The following is a 25,774-nucleotide window of genomic DNA, read 5'->3' as shown; positions in this document are numbered from 1 at the left end:
TCGCTGTCCATGCTGCAGAAGCTGCTGTCCTACTGGCCGAGCAAGCTGCTGGTGCTCACCCTGCTCGGCTTCGTGGCCACCGGGTTCATCATCACGATCACCCTGTCCGCCGCCGACGCCACGGCCCACCTGATCGAGAATCCCCTCCTGCACACCGCGCTCGTCGGCAAGCAGGTCGTGGTCACCATCGTGCTGCTGCTCATGCTCGCCGCGGTCTTCCTCAAGGGCTTCAAGGAAGCCATCGGCGTCGCGGTCGTCCTCGTGGTGATCTACCTCGGGCTCAGCACCGTCGTGATCGTGGACGGCGTCCGCGGCATCGTGGACCACCCCGGCACCATCGGCGACTGGGTGTCCGCGATGACCTCCACCCACAGCGCGCCGTTCGGGATCATCGGCGCCGCCCTGCTCGTCTTCCCCGCCCTCGCGCTGGGACTGTCCGGCTTCGAGACCGGCGTCGTGGTCATGCCGCTCATCGAGGGTGACCCCGACGACACCCACGCCAAGCCGCAGGGGCGGATCCGCAACGCCAAGAAGCTCCTCACGACGGCCGCCGTCATCATGAGCGTCCTGCTCATCGGCTCGTCCTTCGTCACCACGCTGCTCATCCCCGCCGAGGCCTTCCAGGCCGGTGGCGAGGCCAACGGGCGCGCCCTGGCCTACCTCGCCCACGAGCGGCTCGGGGACACCTTCGGGACGGCCTACGACCTGACGACCGTGATGATCCTGTGGTTCGCGGGGGCCTCGGCCATGGCCGGTCTGCTCAACATCGTCCCGCGCTACCTGCCGCGCTACGGGATGGCCCCGGACTGGGCCCGCTCGACCCGGCCGCTCGTCTGCGTCTTCGCGCTCATCGCGATCATGGTGACCGTCATCTTCGGCGCCAACGTCGATGCCCAGGCCGCGGCCTACGCCACCGGCGTGCTGGCGCTGATGACCTCCGCCGCCGTGGCGGTGTTCCTCACCGAGCTGCGCCGCAAGCACCGCGGGCCGGCCGCCTTCTTCGGCGTGATCAGCGCGATCTTCGTCTACACCTTCGTGGTCACCATCGCCTCGCACGCGGGCGGCCTGGTCATCGCCCTGATCTTCGTGGCGATGATCATGATCCTGAGCCTGGTCTCGCGCGTCACCCGCTCGCTGGAGCTGCGGGTCGCAGGCGTGGAGATCGACGACGCAGCCGACGTGGTGCTGGCGCGCGCCGCCCTCGGCGCGCAGCCGCTGCGGTTCATCGCCAACAAGATGCAGGTCGGCGACCTCGAGGAGTACGACGAGAAGGAGCAGGTCGTCCGTGACCGCACCCACCTGCAGCCCTGCGAGCAGGTGATCTTCCTGGAGGTGCGGATCAACGACGCGTCGGACTTCACGTCGGCCGTGCAGGTGACCGCCGGGCACGCAGGGGACCACCAGATCCTGCGGCTGTCGGGCACCTCGGTGTCCAACGTGCTGGCGGCGTTCCTGCTCTACGTGCGGGACCTGATGCCCGAGCCGCCGCACCTGTACTTCGAGTGGAGCGAGCGTGCGCCGGTGGACAACGTGATGCGCTTCCTGTCCGGTGGCGAGGGCGACATCCCCCCGCTGACCCACGAGATCCTCCGCCTGGCCGAGCCGGACGCCGCGCGGCGGCCGGTGGTGCACGTCGGCGGCTGAGGCCCGGCGGGGCCGAGAGGAGGGGGTCAGTAGGTCGTGAGGCCGTGGGCCCGGAACTGGCCCCGCACCCGCTCCAGCAGCTCGCCCGAGGGGGTGGGGGTGTCCGCCAGGCGATAGGTCAGCCCGAGGGACTCCCACTTGTCGCGCCCCATCTGGTGGAAGGGCAGCACCTCGACGCGCTCCACCGACCCGAGGGTGGCCACGTGCGCCGCGACGGCCTCGACGTCGTCCACGGCATCGGTCAGGCCGGGCACGAGGACGTAGCGGATCCACATCGCCTGCCCGCGCCCGGCCAGCCGCCGGGAGAACCGCAGCGTCGGCTCCAGCTCGACCCCGGTGACCTCGTGATAGGTGTCCGGCAGCCCTGCCTTGATGTCGAGCAGCACCAGGTCCACGTCGTCGAGCAGCGCGTCGGGGGCGTGGGCCCCGAGGTAGCCGTTGGTGTCCAGGCAGGTGTGGATGCCCATCGCCTTCGCCTCGTGGAGCAGCCGCCCGACGAAGGCCGGCTGCATCAGGGGCTCACCGCCGGACACGGTGAGCCCGCCGCGGGTCGCCCGGAAGACCCCGCGATAGCGCCGCAGCCGCGCCACCAGGTCCTCGAGCAGCACCGGCTCGCCCCGGGCCATCACGAAGGTGTCGGGGTTGTGGCAGTACTGGCAGCGCAGCCCGCACCCGGCCACGAAGACCGTGAGCCGTGTGCCGGGCCCGTCGACGCTGGTGACGAGCTCCCAGGAGTGGATGGAGCCCAGGTCACCGCGGCGCACCGCCTCCAGGTGCTCGTGGTGGGTCATCCGCCCGGTCGAGGCGATGCCTGCGAGCCCCTTGCCGGCCGGCCGCAGCCGGGGCACGTCGAGGTCGACGGGCGCGGGGCGAACCTCCCCGGAGACCCCGTCGGCGCTCACGCGGTCTGGTGGAAGGTGCGCGACAGCACGTCGCGCTGCTGGTCCTTGGTGAGCTTGACGAAGTTCACGGCGTACCCGGAGACGCGGACCGTGAGGTTCGGGTACTTCTCCGGGTGCTCCATCGCGTCCTCGAGGGTCTCGCGGTTGAGGACGTTGATGTTGGCGTGGAAGAGGCCCTGGCGGGTGCCGCGGGCCTCGCGGGCGGTGGCCATCTCGGCGAGGCGCTCGTCGAAGGTCTTGGTCGACATGGTGGTTCTCCGTCTGGTGAGGGGTGGTATGGCGGAAGGACGGTCCGGGGTGGGCCGTCAGCAGCCGGGCACGAAGCCCGCGTCGAGCAGGCCGACGAGGTTGGCGACCTGCTCCTCCTTGGTGCGTCCGAGCCCGGTGGGGGTGATGGTGTTGGTCAGCGAGATGCCGTCGAGGGCGTCGTCGTAGTCGAGCTTGCCGACGCTCAGCATGGACGCGAGCATGCCGTGGCTGTCCATGCCGTTCTCCGGGTTGGCACCGGGCGCGAAGGGCGTACCCGCCTCGTGACCGGACGGGAAGGCGCCGGTGTTGCGGCCGTAGACCACGTTGGACGTGATGGTCAGCACGGACTGGGTGGGGATGGCGTCGCGGTAGAGCGGGATCTCCTTGATCTTGGCCATCACGGTGTGGACGACGGCGGCGGCGATCTCGTCGGCGCGGTCGTCGTCGTTGCCGTAGACCGGGAACTCGCCCTCGGTGACGTAGTCGACGATCAGCCCGGTCTCGTCGCGGACCGGCGTGACCGTGGCGTGGCGGATCGCGGACAGGGAGTCGGCGACGATGGACAGCCCGGCGATGCCGCAGCCCATGGTGCGCACGACGTCGGAGTCGTGCAGCGCCATCTCCATCGCCTCGTAGGCATAGCGGTCGTGGCAGTAGTGGATGATGTTGAGCGCCTCGACGTACGTGCCGACGACCCAGTCCAGCATCCGCTCGTAGCGCATCCAGACGTCGTCGAAGTCGAGCGGGCCGTCGCCGGTCACGGGCTCGAAGCCCTCGACGACCTGCTTGCCGCTCATCTCGTCCCGGCCGCCGTTGATGGCGTAGAGCAGCGCCTTGGCGGCGTTGACCCGGGCGCCGAAGAACTGCATCTGCTTGCCCACCCGCATCGGGGACACGCAGCAGGCGATGGCGGCGTCGTCGCCCCAGTGGGAGCGGATCTGCTCGTCGGCCTCGTACTGCAGCGACGAGGTCTCGATCGAGATGGCCGAGCAGAACTCCTTGTAGCCCTCGGGCAGCGCCGGGTCCCAGAAGATCGTGATGTTGGGCTCGGGCGCCGGGCCCAGGTTGCGCAGCGTCTGCAGCAGGCGGAAGGACGTCTTGGTGACCTGGGAGCGGCCGTCCTCGCCCAGCCCGCCGTCGGACCAGGTGGCCCAGTAGGGGTCGCCGGAGAAGATCTGGTCGTAGTCCACGGTCCGCAGGAAGCGCACGATCCGCAGCTTGATCACGAGGGCGTCGACGATCTCCTGCGCCGCCTCCTCGGTGAGGGTGCCGGCGGCGAGGTCGCGCTCGACATACACGTCGAGGAAGGCCGAGAGCCGCCCGACGCTCATGGCCGCGCCGTCCTGGGAGCGGATCGAGGCGAGGTAGCCGAAGTAGGTCCACTGCACGGCCTCCTGCGCGGTGCGCGCGGGCCGGCCGAGGTCGAAGCCATAGCTCTCGCCGAGGCGCTTGAGCTTCTCGAGGGCCTTGATCTGCTCGGAGTGCTCCTCGCGGAAGCGCGCCCAGTGCTCGGTGAAGGGCGCGTCCACGTCGCGGTCGCGGTCCTTGGTCTTCTCGGCGATGAGCACGTCGACGCCGTAGAGCGCCACCCGGCGGTAGTCGCCGATGATCCGACCGCGGCCGTAGGCGTCGGGCAGGCCGGTGATGATGTGGCTGGAGCGGGCGGCGCGGATGCGCGGGGTGTAGATGTCGAAGACCGCCTCGTTGTGGGTCTTGCGGTACTTCGTGAAGATCTCCTTGACCCGCTGGTCGGGGGTCATACCCGCCTCGGTGATCGCCGTCTCGACCATGCGCCAGCCGCCGTTGGGCATCATCGCGCGCTTCAGCGGGGTGTCGGTCTGCAGGCCGACGATCACGTCGTCGTCCTCGCCGATGTAACCCGCGGCGAACGCGTCGATGTCGGCGGGGGTGGTGGTGTCCACGTCGAAGACGCGACGCTCGCGCTCGACCGAGAGGTAGTCGCGCTCCAGCGTCTCCCAGGTGCGCAGCGTCTTGGCCGTCGGGCCGGCGAGGAAGGACGCGTCGCCGTCGTAGGGCGTGTAGTTGCGCTGGACGAAGTCCCGGACGTCAACCCGCTCCTGCCAGGGGCCGGGGGCGAAACCGACCCAGGCGAGCTCGTCGTCGGTGAGGGTGGGCGCGGCTTGGCCGGGCGCGGACGTGGACATGCCATGCCTTTCGGGTGAGGGACAGGATCGCGGCTCTCCCGGGCGGCGCTGCTCCAGGACCATCCTCAGGCTATCGCCCCCCGACCTCGTCCGTGGCAAGTGGTCCGACCTTGCCACCTCACCCCCCGTCGGGCGGGTCAGGGCCAACCACCCCTGACGGCCGGGTGCCGACGGACCCCAGCGACCTTCGCGGTGCGGGGGCTATGCCGAGGGCGGGACCGGCTCGTCCAGCCACCAGCCCTCGACCATCCCCGGGGCACGGCCCGGCTCGATCGCCCACTCGTAGCCGAAGCCCTCGGTGAAGGCCTCGACCGGCATCGCGAGGAACATGCCGATGTCGGTGCGCTGCGAGGCATGGCAGGCGAGAGCGGCCCGCTTGGTCTCGACCAGGTCCCGGACGTCGACCTTCCAGTGGATCTCCGCCTCGGGGGTGCCGAAGGGGTTGCCGTCGTCCATCGGCTGGTCCGGGTCCAGCCGCTCGTCCAGGCCGGCGGCCACGGCCTGGGCCAGGGTCCGGCGCAGGTGGTCGCGGCTCATGGTCGACTCGAGCAGCCGGGGATGACGGGCGGCGAGCTCGGCGGCCCGGTGCGCGACCCGGTGGACCATGACGTGGTCCGGGTGGCCGTAGCCGCCGTGCCAGTCGTAGCCCACGAGCACGTCGGCGTCCTCCTCGTCGAGGAGGGCCGCGAGCCTCCCGGCCGCCTCGTCCAGGTCCGCCCCGGAGAAGGCACCCTCGGCGGAGTTCTGCTCCCAGCCGGTCATCCCGGAGTCGGCATAGCCGAGCCAGGCCACCCGCTGCGTCCCCGTGACCCGCGCGGACGCCTCGGCCTCGCGCCGGCGGTAGGCCACGAGCGACTCGTCACCCAGGTCGTCGGGCACCTCGCCGTGGTCGCCGTCGGTGCCGTAGACCACGACGACGCGGTGGCCCTCGCGCGCGGCCCGGGCCATGGACCCCGAGGTCTGGGAGGCCTCGTCGTCGGGGTGGGCGTGGAGGAAGACGACGGTCGACATGGGTGCAGTCTGCCGCAGTCCGGCCCGACGACCGACGCGACGGGCCTGCGGCGGACACCAGGAGGATCAGGCGGTATGCCGAGCAGCCTCCCGGCATACCGCCCGGTCGTCGGTCAGGCCGCCACGCTCCGCCGGGACGTGAGGGCCGGCTCGCCCGGGTCGCCGTGGGCCGGGGGGAGGGAGCACCGGGACAGCAGGGTGGGGACGCCCGGGCCGGTGAGGTCGGCGCAGGCGCCGCCGCGACCGGTCATCGCGAGGACGAGCGACAGGAGCGGACCCTCGACGAGCTCGCCGCGGCCGTGGGTCCACGCGTCGTCGGTGGCCTGCAGCCGCAGCCCGCGGATCCGGCTGCGGCTGCCCGCGGCCAGGTCGGACCGCTGGTAGAGCACGGCCACGGTGCGCAGCAGGTCCCTGGGGCAGTCACCGGTCAGTCCCAGCGGGCGGCGGATGTCCTCGCCGTGGACCACGATCTCGCCGAGCCAGGTGGCCGTGGGTCCGGGAGGGGCCAGGGTGGACGTCATCAGTCGGCCGTAGCGCTCGAAGGTCTGGGAGGGGGTCGCCCCACGGTTGGCCGCGACCCCGGCCGCGGTGTGACGGTCCCGGCGCAGCCCGGCCGCCGCGAGCCCGGTCACGAAGCCCAGGGGGCTGGTGGACGCGGACGCGCTCAGGTGCGCCACCACGTCCTCGACCGTCCAGCCCGCGCACCAGGAGGGGCTGCGCCACTGCTCCTCGCCGAGGGTGGCCAGGTCGTCGGCGAGGCGACCGCGCAGGTCGGCCACGGCGGTCCACAGGTGGTTCATGGCGAGCTCCTTCGCTCTCCGGCGGAGCCACACGCCCCGGTTCCCCTCAGTCTGGCGACTGCCGGTGGTGACGCAAAGGATTGAACCGGTGACACACCGCGACACGCCGAGGGAGCCTCGCGACACGCCATGGGGCCTCGCGACACGCCGAGGGGCCCGACACCGGGTGCCGGGCCCCTCGGGAGAGCGCTGCGGGCGGAGGCCCCGACGGGCCCTCCGGAGCGCGCTCAGGCCTGCTTGATGGCCGAGACCTCGATCTCCAGCTGGATCTTGTCGCTCACCAGGACGCCCCCGGTCTCCAGGGCGGCGTTGAAGGTGATGCCGAACTCCGAGCGGACGATCGTGGCCGAGCCCTCGAAGCCGATGCGCTCGTTGCCGTAGGGGTCCTGCGCGGCACCGGCGTAGGCGAAGTCGATGGTGATCGGCCTGGTGACGTCCTTGATGGTCAGGTCGCCGGTGACCGCCAGGGTGTCCTCGTCCTTGGCCTGGACCGAGGTCGAGCGGAAGGTCATGGTCGGGTACTTCTCCACCTCGAAGAAGTCGCCGGTCCGCAGGTGACCGTCGCGGTCGGCGTTGCGGGTGTCGATGGAGGCCATCTGGGCGGTGATCTCGATCGAGGCGCCCTGCAGGCCGGCGCCGGTGGTGGCGGTGCCCTCGAACTCGTCGAAGGTGCCGCGGACCTTGGTCACCATCGCGTGGCGGGCGACGAAGCCGAGCTGGGAGTGGGTGGGGTCGATGACGTAGGTGCCGTCGAGCTGCTGGAGCGTGGTCATGGGTTCTCCTTCATGACGTCGGGTGGTGTCGAGACCAGATTTAGTTGAACTTTCAACTAGAACACTAGCAGGCAGTCGCACATCGTCAAAGGACCGAACCGCCCCGGCTCGCTAGCCTCACCGCATGACCTGGCGCACGACGCTCGACGACACCGGCGTGGCGATGCACACCTGGGCGGGGGACGCCCCCGCCGGCGCGCCCCGCCTCCTCCTGCTGCACGGGCTCACCGACAGCGGACCCTCGTGGGCGGACGCGGCGCGGCGCTGGGGTTCGACATACCGGGTCCTCGCCTGGGACGCGCCGGGGCACGGAAGGTCTCGGAGGTTCACGCCCGCCGAGCTGCAGGACGACCCGATCGAGGTCATGTATGCCGACATCGCGCGGCTGGCCGCCCGCATGGTCGCCGAGGACGGGACACCGCTCGTCGTGGTCGGCCACTCCATGGGCGGTGGGCTCGCGGCCGCGCTGGCCGCCCGCGAGCCCGGCCTCGTGGCCGCCGCGGTGCTCGAGGACCCCGCGTGGCGACCCGACCGGCACGACCCTGCGGGTGCGCTCGGTCGGGTCATGGGCACGGTGCAGGCGCGAGAGTCCGTGGCCGACCTGGTCGCCCGCGGGCGCGAGCGCAGCCCCGGCTGGCCCGAGAGCGAGCTGCTCCCGTGGGCCCAGGCCAAGGCCGACGGGGACGTGGAGTTCCTGCGGGGCGGGCGGGCCGCGCTGCCGCAGCCCTGGACCGAGATCGCCGCCGCCATCACGGTCCCGACGCTGGTGGTGACCGGCTCCGACGGCGTGATCCTCGGCGAGGAGCGGCTCGCCGAGGTGGCGGCTCTGGACAACCCGGCCCTGACCGTCGAGGTGGTCCCGGGCGCCGACCACTGCGTACGCCGGTCGCGCACCGAGGCCTTCCACGCCGTGGTGGACCCCTGGCTCGCGGCCCACGCCCCGACCCGCTGACCCGCACCCCCAACCCGGCCGCCCACCCGGCCGCCGCGCCGCCATACCCCCGCCGGCCCCGCACCGCCCACCCGGCCCCGCACCGCCCACCCGGCCCCGCACCGCCCACCACGGGCCAGGCTGGCCCCGTGGCACGTTCAAAGAGGGCCCAGAACGTACCTTTCGGGGCCAGCCTGGCCCCGAGGAGCGCCGCCGGGGGCCGCCGAGGGTCACCCCGCGCCCCACCCTGCGAATCACCTGAATGTCCGGCGTTGTTCGCGCCGCGTCCAGCGGAGCGCTGCCTAGCGTCAGGTCGTCATCCCGACCAGTCGCAGGAGATCCCATGCGTCGCACCCTTGCCGCCGTCATCACGGCCGGCGCCCTGCTCGTCCCCGCCACCGCACCCGCCGCCACCGCGGCCGAGACGGGCGCTGTCCCCGCCACGACCGCGGCCCTCCAGCTCAAGCGTGGCCTGCCGCAGACCCCGGCCCAGGCCCGCACCGACCTGCCCACGCTCACGGTCCGCGCGGCCAGCCCCATGACCGGCTACTCGCGGGAGAAGTTCCCCCACTGGAAGGACGCGTCGACCTGGGGCTGGCCCAAGGCCCCCAACGACCGCTGCAACTCGCGCAACGCGGCGCTCTACCGCGACGGCAAGGGCGTCACGATGTCGGCCGCCTGCACCAACCTCGCCGGCTCGTGGATCGACCCCTACTCCGCCAAGGTGTTCAACGCGGCGACCGACATCGACATCGACCACCTGGTGCCCCTCGCCAACGCCTGGCGCTCCGGCGCCGACACCTGGACCAGCACCCGGCGCACCCAGTTCGCGAACGACCCGCTCGTGCTGGTGAGCTCGTGGGACTACCTCAACCAGCAGAAGGGTGACAAGGGCCCGGAGGCGTGGAAGCCTGTCAACACTTCCGCCCACTGCCTCTACGCCACCCGCTGGGTCGAGGTCAAGAAGAAGTACGCCCTGTCCGTCACCAGCGCCGAGAAGTCGGCGCTCACCACCATGCTGGGGACCTGCGCATGAAGACCACCACGATCGAGACCCCGCCCGGCGGGGTCATGACCCGCGAGGCCGGCGCCGTGACCGGCGAGCTGGAGCTGATGACCGAGGAGACCCCCAAGGGCCTCGAGGTCAAGGCGCGCTACGTCGGCGCCGAGGACGTATGGCGGCTCGCCGGCTCGCCCTTCACGGACCTGAGCCACGACGACCTGGTCACCCGCCTCACCAAGGACCCGGGCACCGACGACGCGGGGAACGCCGCCGTCGTCGACCTGTCCTGCTGATCGACCGTCTCCTCGGGTCGTCGCGTGCTCGTCGCGCGGCGACCCGAGGCGTATGCCGGGAGGACTCCTGGCCAGGTGATCCCCAGGTCCCGACCTTGGTCGGATGTGCCCCGCCGCCCGCCAGGGGCACGCTGGACCCCGACCGCACGGAACCGGGGGATCCATGAGAGGCGCTGAGCCGCAGAGGTGGACGTTGCGCCACGACGGGCACGACCACGTCCTGGAGGTGCGCCCCGGGGTGCGCACCTCGGTGCGTCTGAGCGTCGACGGCGCCGAGGTCGCCAGCGCCACGACCTCCGACGAGCGGGTGGACCTCACGCCGAAGGACGCGGCCCACTGGGTCCGGGTGGAGGTGCGGCTGACGCGCCTGGGCCGGGTCCGGCGGGCCACGCTGGTCGTGCCGGGTCGGTCGGTGGACCTGGACCCCGAGCCGGGCAGCCCGGCCGCGCTGCGCCTGGAGCGGCGGCGGCAGGCACCCTGGCGGTATGCCGCGCTCGACGTGCTGGTCGCCGCCGGCAGGGTGGTGCTGCCGCTGCTCGGCCTCGGAGCCATCGCCAAGGCGATCGTCGAGCCCCTGCTGCGGTGGTTCGAGGAGCACCTGCCGCGTCCGGACCTGCCGTCCGTCCCCTGGCCGCAGATCCACCTACCGCAGATCCCCTGGCCGGACCTGCCGGAGATCCCGCTGCCCGACGTCGACCTGCCCTCGTGGACCCCGCCCGGCTGGCTGGGCTGGCTGCTCGACCAGCTGCATTTCCTCTGGCCGGTGATCCTGGCGGCGATCCTGTCCGTCGCGGAGATCCGGCGCCGCCGCAAGCAGGACGCCCTCAAGGCCGAGCTCGCCGAGGTCGAGCGCCGCGAGCTCCTGACGCGGCTGGCGGGTGACCTCGCCGCCGTGGCGCGGGGCGGGGGAGAGGTCCGGACGGGCGCCGAGGGTGAGCTGTCCGGCATACGATCTCGCGGTGACCGACCCGACCCCCGAGCAGGTGCCGTCGCAGGAGCAGCCGGCCGGCATCGACCCCGCTGACCTGGCCACGGCGCTGCGCGTCCTGGAGCAGCTGCCGACCCTGCCCGCCGGTCACCCCGACATCGAGACCGTCAAGCGCGCGACCGGCACGATGCGCAACCGGATCCGCAAGGCACGTCGCGCGCAGGCCCGGCAGGAGGCGCGGCGCCCGCTCGTCGAGGCCGACCAGCGGGTCCTGGAGTCGACGGCGACGGGCAGCCCGATGCGCATCGACGACGAGACCCAGGGGATCGCGCTGGTCAGCTCGGTGCGGGGTGCGGTCGCGGGCGAGCTGCACATCCCGCGCGGGTGCTACATCTGCCACGAGCGCTACACCACCGTCGACGCGTTCTACCACTGGCTGTGCCCGCGCTGCGCCGCCGCCAGCCACGAGCGCCGCGACCAGCACACCGACCTGCGCGGCCGTCGCGCGCTGCTGACCGGTGGCCGCGCCAAGATCGGGATGCACGTCGCGCTGCGGCTGCTGCGCGACGGCGCCGACCTGACCATCACCACGCGGTTCCCGCGGGACGCGGCCCGCCGCTTCGCCGAGCTGGCCGACTCCCCGGAGTGGCTCGACCGGCTCAGCATCGTCGGCATCGACCTGCGTGATCCCACCCAGGTGGTCGCGCTCGCCGACGAGGTCGCGAGCCGCGGCCCTCTCGACATCCTGATCAACAACGCCGCCCAGACGGTGCGCCGCTCCCCCGGCGCCTACTCCCACCTGGTCGAGGGCGAGTCGCAGCCGCTCACCGGGGCCGCCCGCACCCCGCGGCTGGTCAGCTTCGAGCGGATCAGCGAGGCACACCCCGTCGCGCTGGCCGGGACCCTGCGGGGGTATGCCGCGCAGCACCTCGCGCCGGGCGCGCCCGGACCGGCCAGCGACGAGCCCGGCACCGACGAGGAGCGGGAGGCCCTGGAGGTCGCCGCCCGCACCGCCGCCGAGATGACCTCGGTCGCCCTGACCGCGGGCTCCGCCTCCCTGGAGGCGCACCTCGCAGGGACCGCCGTCGACGCGGGCGGCCTGCTGCCGGACCTGCAGCGCACCAACTCCTGGAAGCACACCGTCGACGAGGTCGACCCGCTGGAGCTCCTCGAGGTGCAGCTGTGCAACTCGACGGCGCCGTTCATCCTGGTCAGCAGGCTGCGACCGGCGATGCGCGCGGCGGCGCAGCGGGGTGCCAGGCGGGCCTACGTCGTCAACGTCTCGGCGATGGAGGGGCAGTTCGCGCGGCGGTACAAGGGGCCCGGGCACCCGCACACCAACATGGCCAAGGCCGCGCTCAACATGCTCACCCGCACCTCCGCCGGGGAGATGTATGCCGTCGACAAGATCCTGATGACCGCCGTCGACACCGGCTGGATCACCGACGAGCGCCCGCACGACGAGAAGCTCCGCATCGCCGCCGAGGGCTGGCACGCCCCTCTCGACCTGGTCGACGGCGCGGCCCGCGTCTACGACCCGATCGTGCGCGGGGAGCGCGGCGAGGACCTGTACGGCGTGTTCCTCAAGGACTACGAGCCCTACCCCTGGTGATCCGGGGCCCGGGTGAGGGACCCGCGGGAGGCCAGCTCTTCGGCATACCGCCGAGCGGCTGCGTGCTGGTCCCAGGCGAGGGCGAAGGCCGCCGCGAGCATGGGGATGCCGCCCACGAGACCGACCGCCCCTTGGTCGGACGACAGCACCAGCGTCCACAGGAGGGTCCCGGCGATGACGAGCCCGACCAGCAGCATCGGCTGGGGGCGCAGGGAAGCCCGAGGAGCCTCGCCCCGCAGGGCCGCGGCGCGCTCGCGCCACCACACCCACCACGACACGACGAGGGCTGTCAGGAGCACCGCCAGGGTGGCCCACCACCAGAGGTCGGCCCGCGACCGGGCCTGGTGGGCGGCGTTGGCCGCCAGGAGGGCCGTGATCGGCACCATCACCAGGTGGCGGCGGGCGAGCACCAGCCGGGTCGGCATGGACGACGACGAAACCTGCTCGGACATGAGCTTCCCCTCGGGATCGGTCACAGCTCAGGACGGGCGCCCGCGACCTCCGCGGCATACCTCCTGCTCGCCCGCCACTGGTCCCAGGCCACGAGCGGGATCAGCACGACGCAGCCCACGTCGACGATCCGCCCGGGGAGGTGACCTTCGCCGGCGAGCACCACAGCGCTGTAGACCCCCGCAGCAAGCCAGAGCCACAGCATCCCGCCCAGGGGACGCGTCTCGATCCGTACCGGGGCGTCGGACCGGGCCTCGCGCACCTCACGCCACCAGCACCACACCGACAGCAGCGCGGTGGCCGGCATCAGGCCCCCGAAGACCCACCGAGCCCAGGCATCCGGGGGCGGATCGAGCAGCGGACGCGCCCCCACCGTCACGAGCCACGGCACCATCGCGAGGTGGCGGCGGGCGAGGGCCTCACGGGTGCGCCGGGACAGGACGGGTGCGAGTTCGGTCATGTCCGTCGTCCTCCTCTCGTCCCCGCCCGCGTGGCTCCACCAGCCCGTCCACCACCGGTCCACCGGGCGGAAGGAGTGCAGGCAGCACCCCCCGATGGCTCGTACAGTGGGGGCGAAGACGACACCGCAACGAAGGGGTTCAGCATGAGCGACACCGCCCGGCTGGAGTACGACGGCACGTCCTACGACCTGCCCGTGGTCGAGGGGACCGAGCACGAGCTCGGCATCGACATCACCAAGCTGCGCGCGGAGAGCGGCCTGATCACGCTCGACCCGGGCTATGGCAACACGGGCTCGTGCACCTCGGCCGTCACCTTCATCGACGGCGAGCAGGGCATCCTGCGCTACCGCGGCATCCCGATCGAGGAGCTCGCGGAGAAGTCGAGCTTCATCGAGGCCGCCTGGCTGGTGATCTTCGGCACGCTGCCGACGCAGGCCGACCGCGACCGCTTCACCTCGATCCTCACCGAGCACTCCATGCTCGACGAGAACATGAAGAAGCACTTCGACGGCTACCCGACCAACGCGCACCCCATGGCGATCCTGTCGGCCATGATCAACACCCTGTCGGCGCACGACCCCGAGGTGTGGGAGACCAAGGACGACGAGTCCATCGAGCGGGCCGCCGCGGTCCTGATGTCCAAGGTCCGCACCATCGCGGCCGCGGCCTACAAGTCCAGCGTGGGCGAGCCGATCGTCTACCCGCGCTACGACCTGCGGTATGCCGAGAACTTCCTGCACATGATGTTCTCCAAGCCCTACAAGGACTACGAGCCGACCCCGGCGGTGTCGCGGGCGCTCAACCTCTTCCTGCTGCTGCACGCCGACCACGAGCAGAACTGCTCGACCTCGACGGTGCGCATGGTCGCCTCCTCCCAGGCCAACATGTTCGCGTCCTGCTCGGCGGGTGTCTGTGCGCTCTGGGGTCCGCTGCACGGCGGGGCCAACGTCGCGGTCATCGAGATGCTGGAGCAGATCCGCGACGGGGGCACGTCGGTCGAGGAGTTCATGCGGAAGGTCAAGAACAAGGAAGACGGCGTGAAGCTCATGGGCTTCGGGCACCGCGTCTACCGCAACTTCGACCCGCGCTCCAAGATCCTGCGCAAGGCCGCGGACGACATGCTGACCGAGCTGAACATCCAGGACCCGCTGCTCGACATCGCCGGTGAGCTCGCCGAGGTCGCCCTGGCCGACGACTACTTCGTGGAGCGCAAGCTCTACCCCAACGTCGACTTCTACAGCGGCATCATCCTGCGCGCCATGGGCATCCCGCTGAACATGTTCACGGTGATGTTCGCGATCGGCCGCATGCCCGGCTGGATCGCGAACTGGAAGGAGATCCACGACGACCCCAAGGGTCGGATCTACCGGCCGCGCCAGATCTACACCGGCCCGGTCGACCAGCACTGGATCCCCCGGGACCAGCGCGGCTGAGCCGCCCGGCGGCAGCACCCCGGCACACCTCGACGACCCCGTCCCGGCCCGACCAGCTCGGTCCCGGGGCGGGGTCGTCCGCGGCCGGGTCCGCTCGACCCCCGTCGCCGGGATGCGCGCGGATCCGGCCACCGCCGGGCCGCTCCAGCCGTGCCGACCGGAGACGTCGCACAGGAAGACCCGCGGGAACTCGGGGCCAGACTCACGGGCAGCTCCCGACGAGGGAACGCGCGCCTGGCCCGCCATCACCCCCCGCAACCGTGGCCGCTGAACGCCCGACCATCGACGGGTGAGGGCACTCAGGAGCGGCTCGACCAAGGCGCCTGGGCGTCGCAGCTAGCCCAGGAGGCCGCGAATGTCCGCGGCGGTGATCGCCCCGGACAGCGCGTCCCCGTCGTCGACGACCCGGGCGAAGAGCTCGCGCTTGCGCTGCTGCAGCGCGACCACCTTGTCCTCGATGGTGTCCTCGGAGACGAGGCGGTAGACGTTGACCGGCCGGTCCTGCCCGATGCGGTGGGTGCGGTCGATGGCCTGGGCCTCGGCGGCGGGGTTCCACCAGGGGTCGAGCACGTACACGTAGTCGGCCTCGGTCAGCGTCAGCCCGAAGCCACCGGCCTTCAACGAGATGAGGAAGGCCGTCTGCGTCCCCTCGCGGAACTCCGCGATGCGCTCACCCCGCTTGCGGGTGCGCCCGTCGAGGTAGGAGCAGTCGATGCCCTCCCGGCCGAGCCGCTCCCGCACCAGCCGCAGGTAGCCCGTGAACTGGCTGAAGACCAGGGCCCGGTGGCCCTCGGCGGCAAGCTCGCGCAGGTGCTCGACGAGCAGGTCGGTCTTGGCGTCGTCGCCGGCGCCGAGGTGCTCGGCGTCGACGAGGCCGGGGTGCAGGGACAGCTGGCGCATCACGGTGAGGGCCCGCAGGATCGCCACCCGGTTGCGCCCGAAGTCGTCCTCGATCAGCCCGAGCAGCCGCTGCCGCTCGCGCTGCAGGTGCCGGTCGTAGACCGCGCGGTGCCGGGGGTGCATGGGCACCGCGACGACCTGCTCGATCTTCGGCGGGAGGTCGTCGGCGACCTGCTCCTTGGTGCGGCGCATCATCAGCGGGCGGATCCGTCGCCGCAGGGTGGCGAGGAGCTCGTCCCCCTCGCCCGCCTCGATGGGCTTGACATAGCTGTCGCGGAACTCGCGCGGGTGCGCGTAGAGGCCCGGCGCCACCACCGACAGCAGCGACCACAGGTCCATCAAGGAGTTCTCCAGCGGCGTGCCGGTGACGGCGAGCTTCATGCCCGCGTCGAGGCGGCGCACCACCTGATAGGTCTTGGCCTGGTGGTTCTTGACGAACTGCGCCTCGTCCAGGACCAGCCCGCCCCACCGCCGGGACAGATAGGCCTCCTCGTCCAGGCGGACCAAGGCGTATGACGACACCACGACGTCCGCATCGCCCACGGCCCGGTCCAGCGTGGTGCCCGCCTTGCGCAGGGTGCGGTCGAGGGTGACGACCCGCAGGTCAGGGGTCCACCGCTCGGCCTCGCGCGCCCAGGCGCCGACGACGCTGGTGGGGGCGACGATGAGCAGGGGATCGGCGAGGTCGCCGGTCTCCTTGGCCCGCAGCACCGCGGCGAGGGTCTGGAGCGTCTTGCCCAATCCCATGTCGTCGGCGAGGATTCCGCCGAGCCGGGCCTCCCACAGCAGGGAGAGCCACTGGAAGCCCTCCTGCTGGTAGGGCCGCAGGGTGGCCCGCAGCCCTTGCGGGACGGGCCGCTCGCCGGGCTGCAGGCCGCGCAGCGCGTCCACGGTGCGCCGCCACCGCTCGCTCTGGTGCTGGACGACGCCGAGCTCGACCAGCTCGTCCCACAGCCCGGCGTGAAAGGCCGTGACCTGCAGCGATCCGTCGTCGCCGTCCTGCAGGGAGCGCGCCTCGGCCAGCACCCGGGCGAGCGTCGCCAGCCGCTCGTCCTCGGCCAGCGGCAGCCACCGCCCGGACGGCAGGATGAGCAGCTCCTGGCCGGTGGTCAGCGCCAGGATGAGGTCGGCGAGAGGCACGTCCTCGCCGTCGACGGAGACCGAGATGTCCAGGTCGAACCAGTCGGTGGACCGGGCGCGGGCCGGCGCGCCCCGCCCGCCCGCAGGGCCCTCGGGCGCGCCGGCAGCACCGTCGCCGCTGCGGTCGACCCCGCCGTCGCCCACGTCGTCGGCCGCCCCCGGCGCGGTGGCGTCGGTGCTCCCGGGGGCGGCCTCGTCCACCCCGAGGGTGACCACGGCCTCGCCGGTGGCCCGGACGTAGGCAGGCAGCGGCAGCACCTCCTCGACGACCACGTCGGCGTGCTCGCGCAGGTCGGGCAGCACCGCGGAGAGCGCGATCGACGCCGCGGGCTCGAGGAGCAGCGTGGTGGCGGACGTCCAGGGGACACCGGGTCTGGCGGCGGGGGCCAGCACCGGCTCCAGCAACGGGGCCACCTCGTCGAGGACGGCCCGCTCGGCGGCGTGGTCGCGGGCCCGCCCGCCGGTCTCCCGGACGCCGGGGAGCGGGACGACCGGCCCCAGGTCGAGACCACGCCCGCCCACGGCATACCGCCAGCGCAGCTCCACCTCCGCGAGGTGCCCGGGTCGTGGGGTCACCTGGACCAGCAGTCGTGGCCGGGGGCTGGCGGTGGTCTCCAGGTCCTGCGCGACCCGCACCCGCACCCGCCGCCGCAGGGCCGGCAGCTGCTCAAGCACGAAGGACGGCCACTCGTCCGCCGGAACCTCGATCGGCCCCTCGGCGAGCAGCCGCTCGTGGTCCTGGGTGAGCGGGGGGTCGAGCTCGATGATGCTCAGCCCGTCGGGGCGCTCGTGAACCAGGGCGATCGCGGGCACCCCGACCGGCAGGGTCTGCGACAGGGGGATGGCATCGGGGACCGCGAGGACCGGACGCAGGGTCACCGCGCCGTCCTCGGCCGTCTCCAGGGCGATCTCGAAGGACGCGGGCTCGTCGGGGACGTGCACCGCCCGTCCCCGGGCGTCGATCAGCGCGACCCCCGCCCGGCGGGCGGCGCGCAGCAGCGGCACGGCCGGCGGCCCCATGTCGGCCAGGGCAACCCGGTCGATCGCCCCCGAGGCATAGACCGCTCGGCGGGCCCGCACCGCGCGGGCCATCTCCTCCAGGGTCTGCAGGTGCAGGGGGTCGACCTCGGCGCGCACGGTGCCGTAGTAGCTGCCCGGGTCGATGCCACCCCAGCTGATCCCCGTCTTGATCCACCCCCGCCCGCCCTGCACGAGCGGCGTCAGGGTGACACCGGGACCGAGGTTCGGTGCCCGGCGCGGCGGCGGCGTGAGGTGGAGCTGGAGCGCGGCAGGGGTCCCGTCGTCACCCGCGAGCGAGGCGACGACGGATCGCCAGCTGGTGACCGTGGTCGGACCGGGACGCCACGGTCCCCGATCAGCCAGGTCCTCGGCCTCGACGCGCTCCTCGCTGCGCAGCTGGGCCGCCGAGAGGACCAGGGCCACGACGTGCTTGCAGTCCACCTCCACCGGGCACGAGCACGAGGAGGACCAGCGCGAGTGACCTGGGCGACGCGGCTCGTCGCGCAGCTCCGCCCAGGTGGTGTAGTGATTGCGCCCCGACCCGCGGACCAGGCCGTCCACCCGGCGCCCGTCGCCCGAGACCACGAGCTCGGTCACCATGTCGCGAGCGGTGTAACCCAGTCCCCGGGTCACGGCGCCCGAGTCGCACAACCCCCTCAGCTGGGCCGCGGACAGCTCGTCCACCCTGGCCAGCTGCACCAGTCGCGCCATCCTCGGGCCTCCTCCGCCGTTCGGGCACCACCCTAGCCACGCGGACCGACAGACCCGGCCTCGGCGGGGCCCGGGCACATGAGCGGAGAGAGGCTCACCGCCCCCGACGAGAGCGATCGAAGGACACGGAGCGGTCCTCGTGCGCGAGGATCCCCTCGGCCGCGGCGACGTCGGTCACCAGATGCGTGACAAAGCCTGCGGCGAGGGCGACCTGGAGGGCACGAGACCGCTCCCGGCCACCGCCGATGCAGATCCGGCGGCGCTTGGCGCGCAGGTCGTCCAGCCCCACGGCGATGGTGCGCGCCTCCAGGGTGGGCGAGACGGCCTTGCCTGCCTCGTCGACATACCGCGAGCACACCCGGGCCACGGCCCGGTCGCGCACCTCGGCGAGCTCGCGCGCGGTCAGGCTGCCGGAGACCTGGCCCAGGTGGGCGGGGTCCACGGCCTCCACGGTGAACACCGCGGTGTCGACCGCCGAGCCGAGGTCGAGCACCTGACGGATGACGCGCTCCTCGTGGACGAGGCGCACGATCGCGGGGTTGTCGAACCGCGCGGGGAGGTGGAGCACCCACGGGTGGGCGTTGAACGCGTCGCACAGCAGGGTGATGGTCTCGTGCTCGCCGGCCGAGAGCGACGCGTCGGGGCGACCCCCCTCGAGGGCCACGACCTCGACGCCCTCCCGCGACCCGGGGCGCAGGTAGCGCGCCGTCGCGTGGACGTGGCCGCCCCAGGCGACACCGATCCGGTCACGGTCCTGGACCAGCTCCTCCAGGAGCGCCGCGCCCACGCCCCCGACCTGGTCGTACGGCGCTGCGGGGTCGTTCCTTCCGACGGCGAGGCGCACGGCCTCGAGCCCGTAGCGGCGGGAGAGCTCGACACCGAGCTTCGAGGTCGCCTCCCTCGGGTCGTGGATGGCGACGGTGACGAACCCGCGCTCCTTGGCGAGCTGGATGAGCTTGGACACCGTGGGGCGGGAGACGCCGAGGGTGCGAGCGACGTCCTCCTGGGAGACCCCACGACCGTAGTAGAGCTTGGCCGCGTCGATGGCCTGCTCGAGCCGACTCTCCATGGTCATCCCTCTCGTCCGCGCACGACCTTATCCCGCGGCTCGGCACAAAGGTGCCCCCGGATGTCGACTTTCGTTCTCGCCTTGCTAGCGTCTGATCGTTCGTTCTGATCTGGCGGCACAAATGTTCAGCAGCTCACAAGGAGGTCTTATGCGAGCCCAGGACATCGCACCCCTCATCGATCACACCCTCCTCGCACCCGACGCCACGGCCGCCGACGTGCGCCGGCTCGTGGCCGAGGCGGAGCAGCTCGGGGTCTGGTCGGTGTGCGTGTCCCCGAGCCTCCTCCCCGTCGAGGTCCCGGCCTCGCTCCGCGTCGCCACCGTGTGCGGCTTCCCCTCGGGGGCGCACACCGCACAGGTCAAGGCGGCCGAGGCCGCCGAGGCCGTGCGGCGGGGCGCCCACGAGGTCGACATGGTCATCGACCTCGGGGCCCTGCGGGACGGTGACGTGGCGGCTGTCGCCGCCGAGATCCGGGCGGTGCGCGATGCCTGCCCCGCGCCCGTCGTGCTCAAGGTCATCATCGAGTCCGCCGCCCTGGCCGACGACGAGATCGTCGCGGCCTGCCAGGCCGCGGAGCGCGCCGGTGCCGACTTCGTCAAGACCTCGACCGGCTTCCACCCCGCCGGGGGAGCCACCGTCGAGGCAGTGGCCCTGATGGCTGCCACCGTCGGGGGCCGGCTCGGGGTCAAGGCGTCCGGTGGCATCCGCACCGCCGCCGACGCCCGCGCCATGATCGAGGCCGGCGCCACCCGGCTCGGCCTGTCCGCCTCCGCAGCCGTCCTGCAGGAGGAGACCCGATGAACGCCGTGGTCGAGCGCGCCCGCAGCTGGGCCGCCCAGGACCCGGACCCCGTGACCCGCGCCGAGCTGCTCGAGCTGGTCGAGAGGGCCGCCCAGGGCGAGGAGCTCGCCGCGGCCGACCTGGCCACCCGCTTCGAGGGGCCGCTGACCTTCGGCACCGCCGGCCTGCGCGGCCGCGTCGGGGCCGGGGAGTCCCGCATGAACGTCGCCGTCGTCACCCGTGCGAGCCACGGCCTCGGGCGCTACCTGCTCGACACGGTCGGCGGACGCCCCAGGGTGGTCGTGGGCTGCGACGCCCGCCACGGCTCCGACGCCTTCATGGACGCGACCGTGCAGACCCTGGCGGCCCAGGGCATCGCTGTCCTCACCCTCCCCCGACGCCTGCCCACCCCCGTGACGGCCTACGCCGTGCGGGCCCTCGGGTGCGACGCGGGCGTCATGGTCACCGCCTCGCACAATCCCGCCGGGGACAACGGCTACAAGGTCTACCTCGGAGGCCGGGCCACCGACGAGGACGGTCGCGGCGTGCAGATCGTGCCGCCCGCCGACGCCGACATCGCCGCCTGCATCGCGGCGGCCCCACCCGCCTGCGACATCGCCCGCTCGACCGAGGGCGTCCTTCCCGTCGAGGACGACGTGCTCGAGGCCTACGTCACCCGGGCCGCCTCGCTGCGGGGGGCGCGCGGCCCCAGCCCCGTCCGGGTCGTCCTCACCCCCCTGCACGGTGTCGGAGGAGCCACCGCCGTCGAGGTGCTGCGCCGCGCCGGCCTGGCCGACGTGCACGTCGTGGCGGCCCAGGCCGATCCCGACCCGGACTTCCCGACCGTGGACTTCCCCAACCCCGAGGAGCCCGGCGCCCTCGACCTCGCGCTGGCCGCCGCCCGCGAGATCGACGCCGACGTCGTCGTCGCCCTCGACCCGGACGCCGACCGCTGCTCCCTGGCCGTGCCGATGCCCGACGGCACCTGGCGGCAGCTCACCGGCGACGAGATCGGCGCGCTGCTCGGTGAGCAGGCAGCCCGCGACGACGCCCGTGACGGCGACGTGCTGGCCTGCTCGATCGTGTCCAGCCGGCTGCTGAGCCGGATCGCCGCCGAGCACGGCCTGGAGCACCGGGCCACCCTCACCGGTTTCAAGTGGATCGCGCGCACCCCGGGCATCCGCTTCGGCTACGAGGAGGCCATCGGCTACTGCACCGATCCCTGCGCCGTCCACGACAAGGACGGGATCTCTGCCGCGGTGCGCGCCGTCACCCTGGTCGAGGACCTGCTGGCCGCGGGCCGCACCGTCCCCCACCAGCTCGACGACCTCGCCCGACGGCACGGTCTGCACGCCACGTCCCAGCTGGCCTTCCGGGTCGCCGAGCTCGGCCTCATGACCGAGGCGGTGGCACGCCTGCGCCGACAGCCCCCTGCGCATCTCCTCGGGTCTCCCGTCGTCGAGCGGGTGGACCTGTCCGAGGGGCACACCGGCCTGCCGCCGACCGAGGGCCTGCTCCTGCGCACCGCCGCGGACGACCGGGTGATCGTCCGGCCGTCAGGCACCGAGCCCAAGCTCAAGTGCTACCTCGAGGTCGTCGTCCCCATGGACGGCGACCGGGTGCCGCGCCGCGAGGCCACCGACCGCCTCGAGCGGCTGGGCGCCGAGCTCACCGCCCTGCTGGGCCTCTGATCGTGCAGGTCCGACCCCCGTCGGACCTGCACCCCGCCCTCCCGTCCCGGGAGGGCGGGCCCCTACCACCACCTCGCACCACCCCGCACAAGGAAGTGACATGTCCGTCCAGACACCCGCGGCGACCCCGCACATCAAGCCCCTCGCCGACATCGCCGAGACCATCCTGCTGCCCGGAGACCCGCTTCGCGCCAGGTTCATCGCCGAGACCTTCCTCGACGACGCGGTCTGCTTCAACGAGGTCCGGGGGATGCTCGGCTACACCGGCACCTACCGGGGTCGCCCGCTGTCGGTCATGGGGACCGGCATGGGCATGCCCTCCATGGGCCTCTACTCCCACGAGCTGATCCACTCCTTCGGCGTGCGCGAGCTGATCCGGGTGGGGAGCTGCGGCACGCTGTCGGAGGACATCGACCTCTTCGACGTGATCCTCGCCCAGGGGGCGTCCACCGACTCGGCCTTCCTCCATCAGTTCCGACTGCCCGGGACCTACGCGCCGCTCTCGTCATACCGCCTCCTCGACAAGGCCAAGCAGATCGCGGACCGGCAGGGCCGACCCGTGCACGTGGGCAATGTGCTGTCCAGCGACGTGTTCTACGACGCCGACGAGACGGCGCTCCCCCGCTGGGCGGCCATGGGTGTCCTCGGGGTCGAGATGGAGGCCGCTGCGCTGTTCGCCACCGCGGCCGCCGCCGGCGTCGACGCCCTCGCCATCCTGACCGTCAGCGACCACATCACGCGCGGCCAGGCGGCGACGCCGGAGCAGCGGCAGACGGCCTTCACCGCGATGATCGACATCGCCCTCGAGATGGCCTGAGGGCAGCGGTATGTCGACCTCCGTCTCCGCCTCGGCGTCCGCGGCCACCTCGCGGGCCGCGGATCCCCGGCGCGCCGTGCCCGTGCTGCTCGCGCTGTTCGTCTTCTCCCTGGTCATCGACAACGGCTTCAAGTTCATCTCCAAGCCCATGGCCGACGACCTGGGCTTGTCCGTGGCCACCGTGAGCCTGCAGGCGACGTTCGCCGGCATCCTGATCGGCATCGGAGCCGTGGTCTACGCCACCCTCGCCGACTCCGTGGACATCCGCCGGCTGCTCGTCGCGGCCATCGTGATGATCTGCGTCGGATCGCTGCTGGGCTTCGCGGGTCAGCGGTCGTTCCCGCTGGTCCTCACCGGCCGCATCGTCCAGACGGCGGGCCTGGCCGCCGCCGAGACCCTGTACGTCATCTACGTCACCAAGCACCTCTCGGCCGCGGACCAGAAGACCTACCTCGGCTACTCCACCAGCTGCTTCCAGCTCTCCCTGCTCTTCGGCACCCTCGGTGGCGGCTTCATGAGCGACTACCTGGGCTGGACCGGGCTCTTCCTCGTGCCGTTGCTGTCGCTGCTAGCCGTCCCCGCCGTCCTGCGCACGATCCCCGCCGAGGAGCACACCCGCACCCACCTCGACGTGGTGGGCCTGCTCCTCGTCGCCGTGTTCGCGACCGGCCTGATGATGTTCATGCAGGCCTTCGCGGTCGTGTGGCTGATCCCCGTGGTCCTCGGGATCGCGGCCTTCGCCTGGCACATCCGGACCCGTCCCGGCGCCCTCATCACCCCCGCGTTCTTCGTCAACCGTCGCTACACGGGGATGCTCGTGGTGGTCTTCCTGACGTACTCGGTGCAGCTCGGCTACGGCTTCATGTTCCCCTTCCTCGTCTCGGGGGTGCACGGCTTCGAGCTGAGCGACATCTCGCTCCTGCTGGTACCGGGCTACGTCGCCGCGGCGCTGGTCGGCGCGGCCAGCGGTCGCATCGCCCGGCACCTGTCGTCCCGGGCCGCGATCACCATCGCCATCGCTCTCGTCGCGCTCGCCCTGGCCCTGCCGGCGATCCTGATGACGGGGTCCGTCGTCCCGCTGGTGCTGTCCATGGTGGTCTTCTCGTCGGCCTTCGCCCTGATGTACGCCCCGCTGCTCGACACGGCCGTCAAGGGCATCCCCGCGGAACGCTCCGGCCTCGCGGTGGGGTTCTACAACCTGACCATCAACATCGCCGTGCCGGTCGGGATCGCCTACACCGCCAAGCTGATCGACGCCAAGCCGCATGTCCTCGACGCGCTCACCACCGCGCCGGGCGACACGGCGGCGTCGTTCGCCAACATCATGCTCGTGCTGGCCGCCGTGGCGGTTCTCGGGCTGGCGGCCTACCGCGTGGCCATCGCGGCGGTCGAGCGTCGCGAGCGGACGGCCCCCGCGGCCGCCCTCGACGCGGGCTGACCGGCCGGTCCGCCGGGCTCCCGACGTGGTCGGGAGCCCGGCGGACCCGGGTCGGCGAGCCTGCGGCTCGGGCGGACTCGAAGGCCTCCTTGGTCTTGGCGATCGCGAAGCCCCAGCCCTGGGAGACGGTGGGCTTGGGCGGGACGGCGACCTCGTCGGGGTTGGTGACCACGTCGAGCAGCACCGGCTCGGACAGCGACAGCGCCCAGGCGGCGGCCTCGTCGAGCTGCGCAGGGTCCTCGACGCGGCGGGCGTGCAGCCCCATGGCCGAGGCGACGGCGGCCAGGTCGGGGTTGTCCAGCACGGTGCCGAACTCCGGCAGCCCGCCTTGCTCCTGCTCGAGCTTGACCATCCCGAGCCGCCCGTTGTCGAACACCACGAAGGTCGCCGGCAGCCGATAGGTCACCGCGGTGCGCAGGCCACCCATGAGCATCATCAGGCCGCCGTCGCCGCAGCAGGCGATCACCCGGTGGGTGCGGTCGAGGGCCTGGGCGCCCAGGGCCTGCGGCATGGCGTTGGCCATCGAGCCGAGGGTGTAGGACCCGAGCAGCTGCCGCGTCCCGCTCATCGTGATGAAGCGGGCGAGCCAGGCCGTCGACATACCCGTGTCGCTGGTGAAGATCGCGTCCGGAGCCGCATGTCGGTCCAGGGCGTGCGCGAGGGCCTCGGGGCGGATCCGGTCGTCGGGGTTGTCGAAGACCGCGCGGATCCTGCCGAGCAGCTTCTCGTCGTGCTGCGGGTCGACGAGGGCGCGCCGACGCTCCACCCAGGAGTCGTATGCCGAGCGCGCGGCCTGCAGGTGGCCGGGGTCGGTGCGGGCGACGAGCCGGGGCAGCAGCGCCCGGACTGGCCGACCTGGTAGGGGTTGTCGTGCTCGAGCCCTTCCTTGCCCTTGAGGGTGAGGACCATCGGGGCCTGGAGGGCCTCGGCGAGCTGCAGCACCTCGTCGCGGGCGTGGCGGGCCCCGCGGCCGACCAGCAAGGTGACCTTGCCGTCGCGCAACGCCTCGGCGGCCTCGGCGACCTGGTGGTCGGCGGCGCAGGTCAGTCGCCCGGCGGGGGCGATGTGGGCGGGCGCGGTGCCCTTGGGCAGCTCCTGGTCGCCGAGGTCGCCGGGCAGGGTGATGACGGCGACGCCCTGGTGGGCGTAGGCCGCATCGACCGCCTGCTCGAGGAGCTGGGGCATCTGCGTGGGCGAGGTGATGGTGCGGTTGTAGACCGCGACGTCGCGGAACAACGCGTCGTTGTCGACCTCCTGGAAGAAGTCCGAGCCGATCTCCTCCCGGGGCACCTGGCCGATGATCGCCAGGACTGGCGCGTGGGACTTCTTCGCGTCGTACAACCCGTCGAGCAACCCGTCGAGCAGGTGGATCGCCCCCGGGCCGACGGTGCCCATGCAGACCCCGATGCGGCCGCTGAGCTGGGACTGCGCGCCGGCGGCGAAGGCCGCGACCTCCTCGTGCCGCACCCCCACCCACTCGATGCGCTCCTCGGTGCGGCCGGCGTCAGCCCGCGCTCCCCGACCGCCCGCGGGTCCTGGGCGAGCTCGAGGT

The 25,774-nt window shown here is 72.5% G+C and carries 21 protein-coding genes and 1 pseudogene; 11 read left to right on the top strand and 11 right to left on the bottom strand.

All coding sequences use genetic code 11. The features are described 5' to 3' along the window. On the top strand, nucleotides 1-1,644 hold a 1,644-nt coding region (locus tag MM438_RS14495), incomplete at its 5' end, for an APC family permease (protein ID WP_241453923.1). A gap of 26 nt (nucleotides 1,645-1,670) precedes the next feature. Here the strand turns inward: MM438_RS14495 and pflA are convergent. From pflA to MM438_RS14470, 5 genes and pseudogenes are all read right to left on the bottom strand, one after another. Next, nucleotides 1,671-2,546: a pyruvate formate-lyase-activating protein gene (pflA, locus tag MM438_RS14490; protein WP_407568201.1), complete on the bottom strand. Its 876-nt coding sequence runs from the start codon at nucleotides 2,544-2,546 to the stop codon at nucleotides 1,671-1,673. Then, a pseudogene (grcA2, locus tag MM438_RS14485) lies at nucleotides 2,543-4,960 on the bottom strand (autonomous glycyl radical cofactor GrcA2). The gene pflA and the pseudogene grcA2 overlap by 4 nt, the downstream one beginning before the upstream one ends. Before the next feature lie 201 nt (nucleotides 4,961-5,161). Continuing rightward, entirely contained in the window at nucleotides 5,162-5,971 is an 810-nt protein-coding gene (locus MM438_RS14480; protein ID WP_241453921.1) for a PIG-L deacetylase family protein, read from the bottom strand. Between the two features lie 113 nt (nucleotides 5,972-6,084). Further along, on the bottom strand, nucleotides 6,085-6,771 hold the full coding sequence (locus tag MM438_RS14475; RefSeq protein WP_241453917.1) for a maleylpyruvate isomerase family mycothiol-dependent enzyme: 687 nt from the start codon (nucleotides 6,769-6,771) through the stop codon (nucleotides 6,085-6,087). 227 nt (nucleotides 6,772-6,998) lie between these two features. Next, complete coding sequence (locus tag MM438_RS14470; protein WP_241453915.1) at nucleotides 6,999-7,544, bottom strand: YceI family protein; 546 nt, start codon at nucleotides 7,542-7,544, stop codon at nucleotides 6,999-7,001. Between the two features lie 124 nt (nucleotides 7,545-7,668). Here MM438_RS14470 and MM438_RS14465 point away from each other — a divergent pair, with 124 nt between their 5' ends. The 5 genes from MM438_RS14465 to MM438_RS14445 all read left to right on the top strand — a co-directional run bounded on the left by MM438_RS14465 (nucleotide 7,669) and on the right by MM438_RS14445 (nucleotide 12,311). Continuing rightward, nucleotides 7,669-8,496 carry an alpha/beta fold hydrolase gene (locus tag MM438_RS14465; protein WP_241453912.1) on the top strand — a complete coding sequence of 276 codons (828 nt, stop codon included), beginning with the start codon at nucleotides 7,669-7,671 and terminating at the stop codon, nucleotides 8,494-8,496. A 322-nt stretch (nucleotides 8,497-8,818) separates the two neighbouring features. Beyond that, entirely contained in the window at nucleotides 8,819-9,511 is a 693-nt protein-coding gene (locus tag MM438_RS14460) for an HNH endonuclease family protein (RefSeq protein ID WP_241453911.1), read from the top strand. Beyond that, nucleotides 9,508-9,771, top strand: a complete 264-nt coding sequence (locus MM438_RS14455; RefSeq protein ID WP_241453909.1) for a hypothetical protein — start codon at nucleotides 9,508-9,510, stop codon at nucleotides 9,769-9,771. Before MM438_RS14460 ends, MM438_RS14455 begins: the two co-directional genes overlap by 4 nt. A gap of 163 nt (nucleotides 9,772-9,934) precedes the next feature. Further along, complete coding sequence (locus tag MM438_RS14450; RefSeq protein ID WP_241453908.1) at nucleotides 9,935-10,795, top strand: hypothetical protein; 861 nt, start codon at nucleotides 9,935-9,937, stop codon at nucleotides 10,793-10,795. Next, a complete protein-coding gene (locus tag MM438_RS14445; RefSeq protein ID WP_241453907.1) occupies nucleotides 10,731-12,311 on the top strand; it encodes an SDR family NAD(P)-dependent oxidoreductase in 1,581 nt (526 codons plus the stop codon). The genes MM438_RS14450 and MM438_RS14445 overlap by 65 nt, the downstream gene beginning before the upstream one ends. Here MM438_RS14445 and MM438_RS14440 read toward each other — a convergent pair. Then, nucleotides 12,299-12,763 carry a hypothetical protein gene (locus MM438_RS14440; protein ID WP_241453904.1) on the bottom strand — a complete coding sequence of 155 codons (465 nt, stop codon included), beginning with the start codon at nucleotides 12,761-12,763 and terminating at the stop codon, nucleotides 12,299-12,301. The two genes, MM438_RS14445 and MM438_RS14440, sit on opposite strands and share 13 nt — an antisense overlap. A gap of 20 nt (nucleotides 12,764-12,783) precedes the next feature. Next, on the bottom strand, nucleotides 12,784-13,221 hold the full coding sequence (locus tag MM438_RS14435) for a hypothetical protein (protein WP_241453902.1): 438 nt from the start codon (nucleotides 13,219-13,221) through the stop codon (nucleotides 12,784-12,786). A gap of 144 nt (nucleotides 13,222-13,365) precedes the next feature. Between MM438_RS14435 and MM438_RS14430 the strand changes: the two genes are divergently transcribed. Then, nucleotides 13,366-14,655, top strand: coding sequence for a citrate synthase (locus MM438_RS14430; RefSeq protein ID WP_241453900.1), 1,290 nt, complete (start codon nucleotides 13,366-13,368; stop codon nucleotides 14,653-14,655). 336 nt (nucleotides 14,656-14,991) lie between these two features. Here the strand turns inward: MM438_RS14430 and MM438_RS14425 are convergent, their stop codons facing one another. Both MM438_RS14425 and MM438_RS14420 read right to left on the bottom strand, forming a co-directional pair. Then, the gene (locus MM438_RS14425; RefSeq protein WP_241453895.1) at nucleotides 14,992-18,426 is read right to left on the bottom strand and encodes a DEAD/DEAH box helicase; all 3,435 of its coding nucleotides are present in this window, start codon (nucleotides 18,424-18,426) and stop codon (nucleotides 14,992-14,994) included. 94 nt (nucleotides 18,427-18,520) lie between these two features. Beyond that, nucleotides 18,521-19,501 (bottom strand): sugar-binding transcriptional regulator, encoded by a 981-nt coding sequence (locus MM438_RS14420; RefSeq protein ID WP_241453894.1) that lies wholly within the window; start codon nucleotides 19,499-19,501, stop codon nucleotides 18,521-18,523. A 142-nt stretch (nucleotides 19,502-19,643) separates the two neighbouring features. Between MM438_RS14420 and deoC the strand changes: the two genes are divergently transcribed. From deoC to MM438_RS14400, 4 genes are all read left to right on the top strand, one after another. Continuing rightward, nucleotides 19,644-20,297, top strand: a complete 654-nt coding sequence (gene deoC, locus MM438_RS14415; protein WP_241453890.1) for a deoxyribose-phosphate aldolase — start codon at nucleotides 19,644-19,646, stop codon at nucleotides 20,295-20,297. Continuing rightward, nucleotides 20,294-21,967 (top strand): phospho-sugar mutase, encoded by a 1,674-nt coding sequence (locus tag MM438_RS14410; protein WP_241453889.1) that lies wholly within the window; start codon nucleotides 20,294-20,296, stop codon nucleotides 21,965-21,967. Before deoC ends, MM438_RS14410 begins: the two co-directional genes overlap by 4 nt. 100 nt (nucleotides 21,968-22,067) lie before the next feature. Then, on the top strand, nucleotides 22,068-22,784 hold the full coding sequence (deoD, locus tag MM438_RS14405) for a purine-nucleoside phosphorylase (RefSeq protein WP_241453888.1): 717 nt from the start codon (nucleotides 22,068-22,070) through the stop codon (nucleotides 22,782-22,784). A 10-nt stretch (nucleotides 22,785-22,794) separates the two neighbouring features. Continuing rightward, nucleotides 22,795-24,222: an MFS transporter gene (locus tag MM438_RS14400; RefSeq protein ID WP_241453887.1), complete on the top strand. Its 1,428-nt coding sequence runs from the start codon at nucleotides 22,795-22,797 to the stop codon at nucleotides 24,220-24,222. Here MM438_RS14400 and MM438_RS14395 read toward each other — a convergent pair. Together MM438_RS14395 and MM438_RS14390 are read right to left on the bottom strand one after the other, a co-directional pair. Continuing rightward, entirely contained in the window at nucleotides 24,107-24,823 is a 717-nt protein-coding gene (locus MM438_RS14395; RefSeq protein WP_241453884.1) for a thiamine pyrophosphate-dependent enzyme, read from the bottom strand. The genes MM438_RS14400 and MM438_RS14395 overlap by 116 nt on opposite strands. Further along, nucleotides 24,787-25,695 carry a thiamine pyrophosphate-binding protein gene (locus MM438_RS14390; RefSeq protein WP_241453881.1) on the bottom strand — a complete coding sequence of 303 codons (909 nt, stop codon included), beginning with the start codon at nucleotides 25,693-25,695 and terminating at the stop codon, nucleotides 24,787-24,789. The genes MM438_RS14395 and MM438_RS14390 overlap by 37 nt, the downstream gene beginning before the upstream one ends. Nucleotides 25,696-25,774: the final 79 nt, after the last annotated feature.

The sequence above is a fragment of the Arsenicicoccus dermatophilus genome, assembly GCF_022568795.1.
GTDB lineage: Bacteria > Actinomycetota > Actinomycetes > Actinomycetales > Dermatophilaceae > Arsenicicoccus > Arsenicicoccus dermatophilus.
This window is presented reverse-complemented; position numbering and strand designations above follow the sequence as displayed.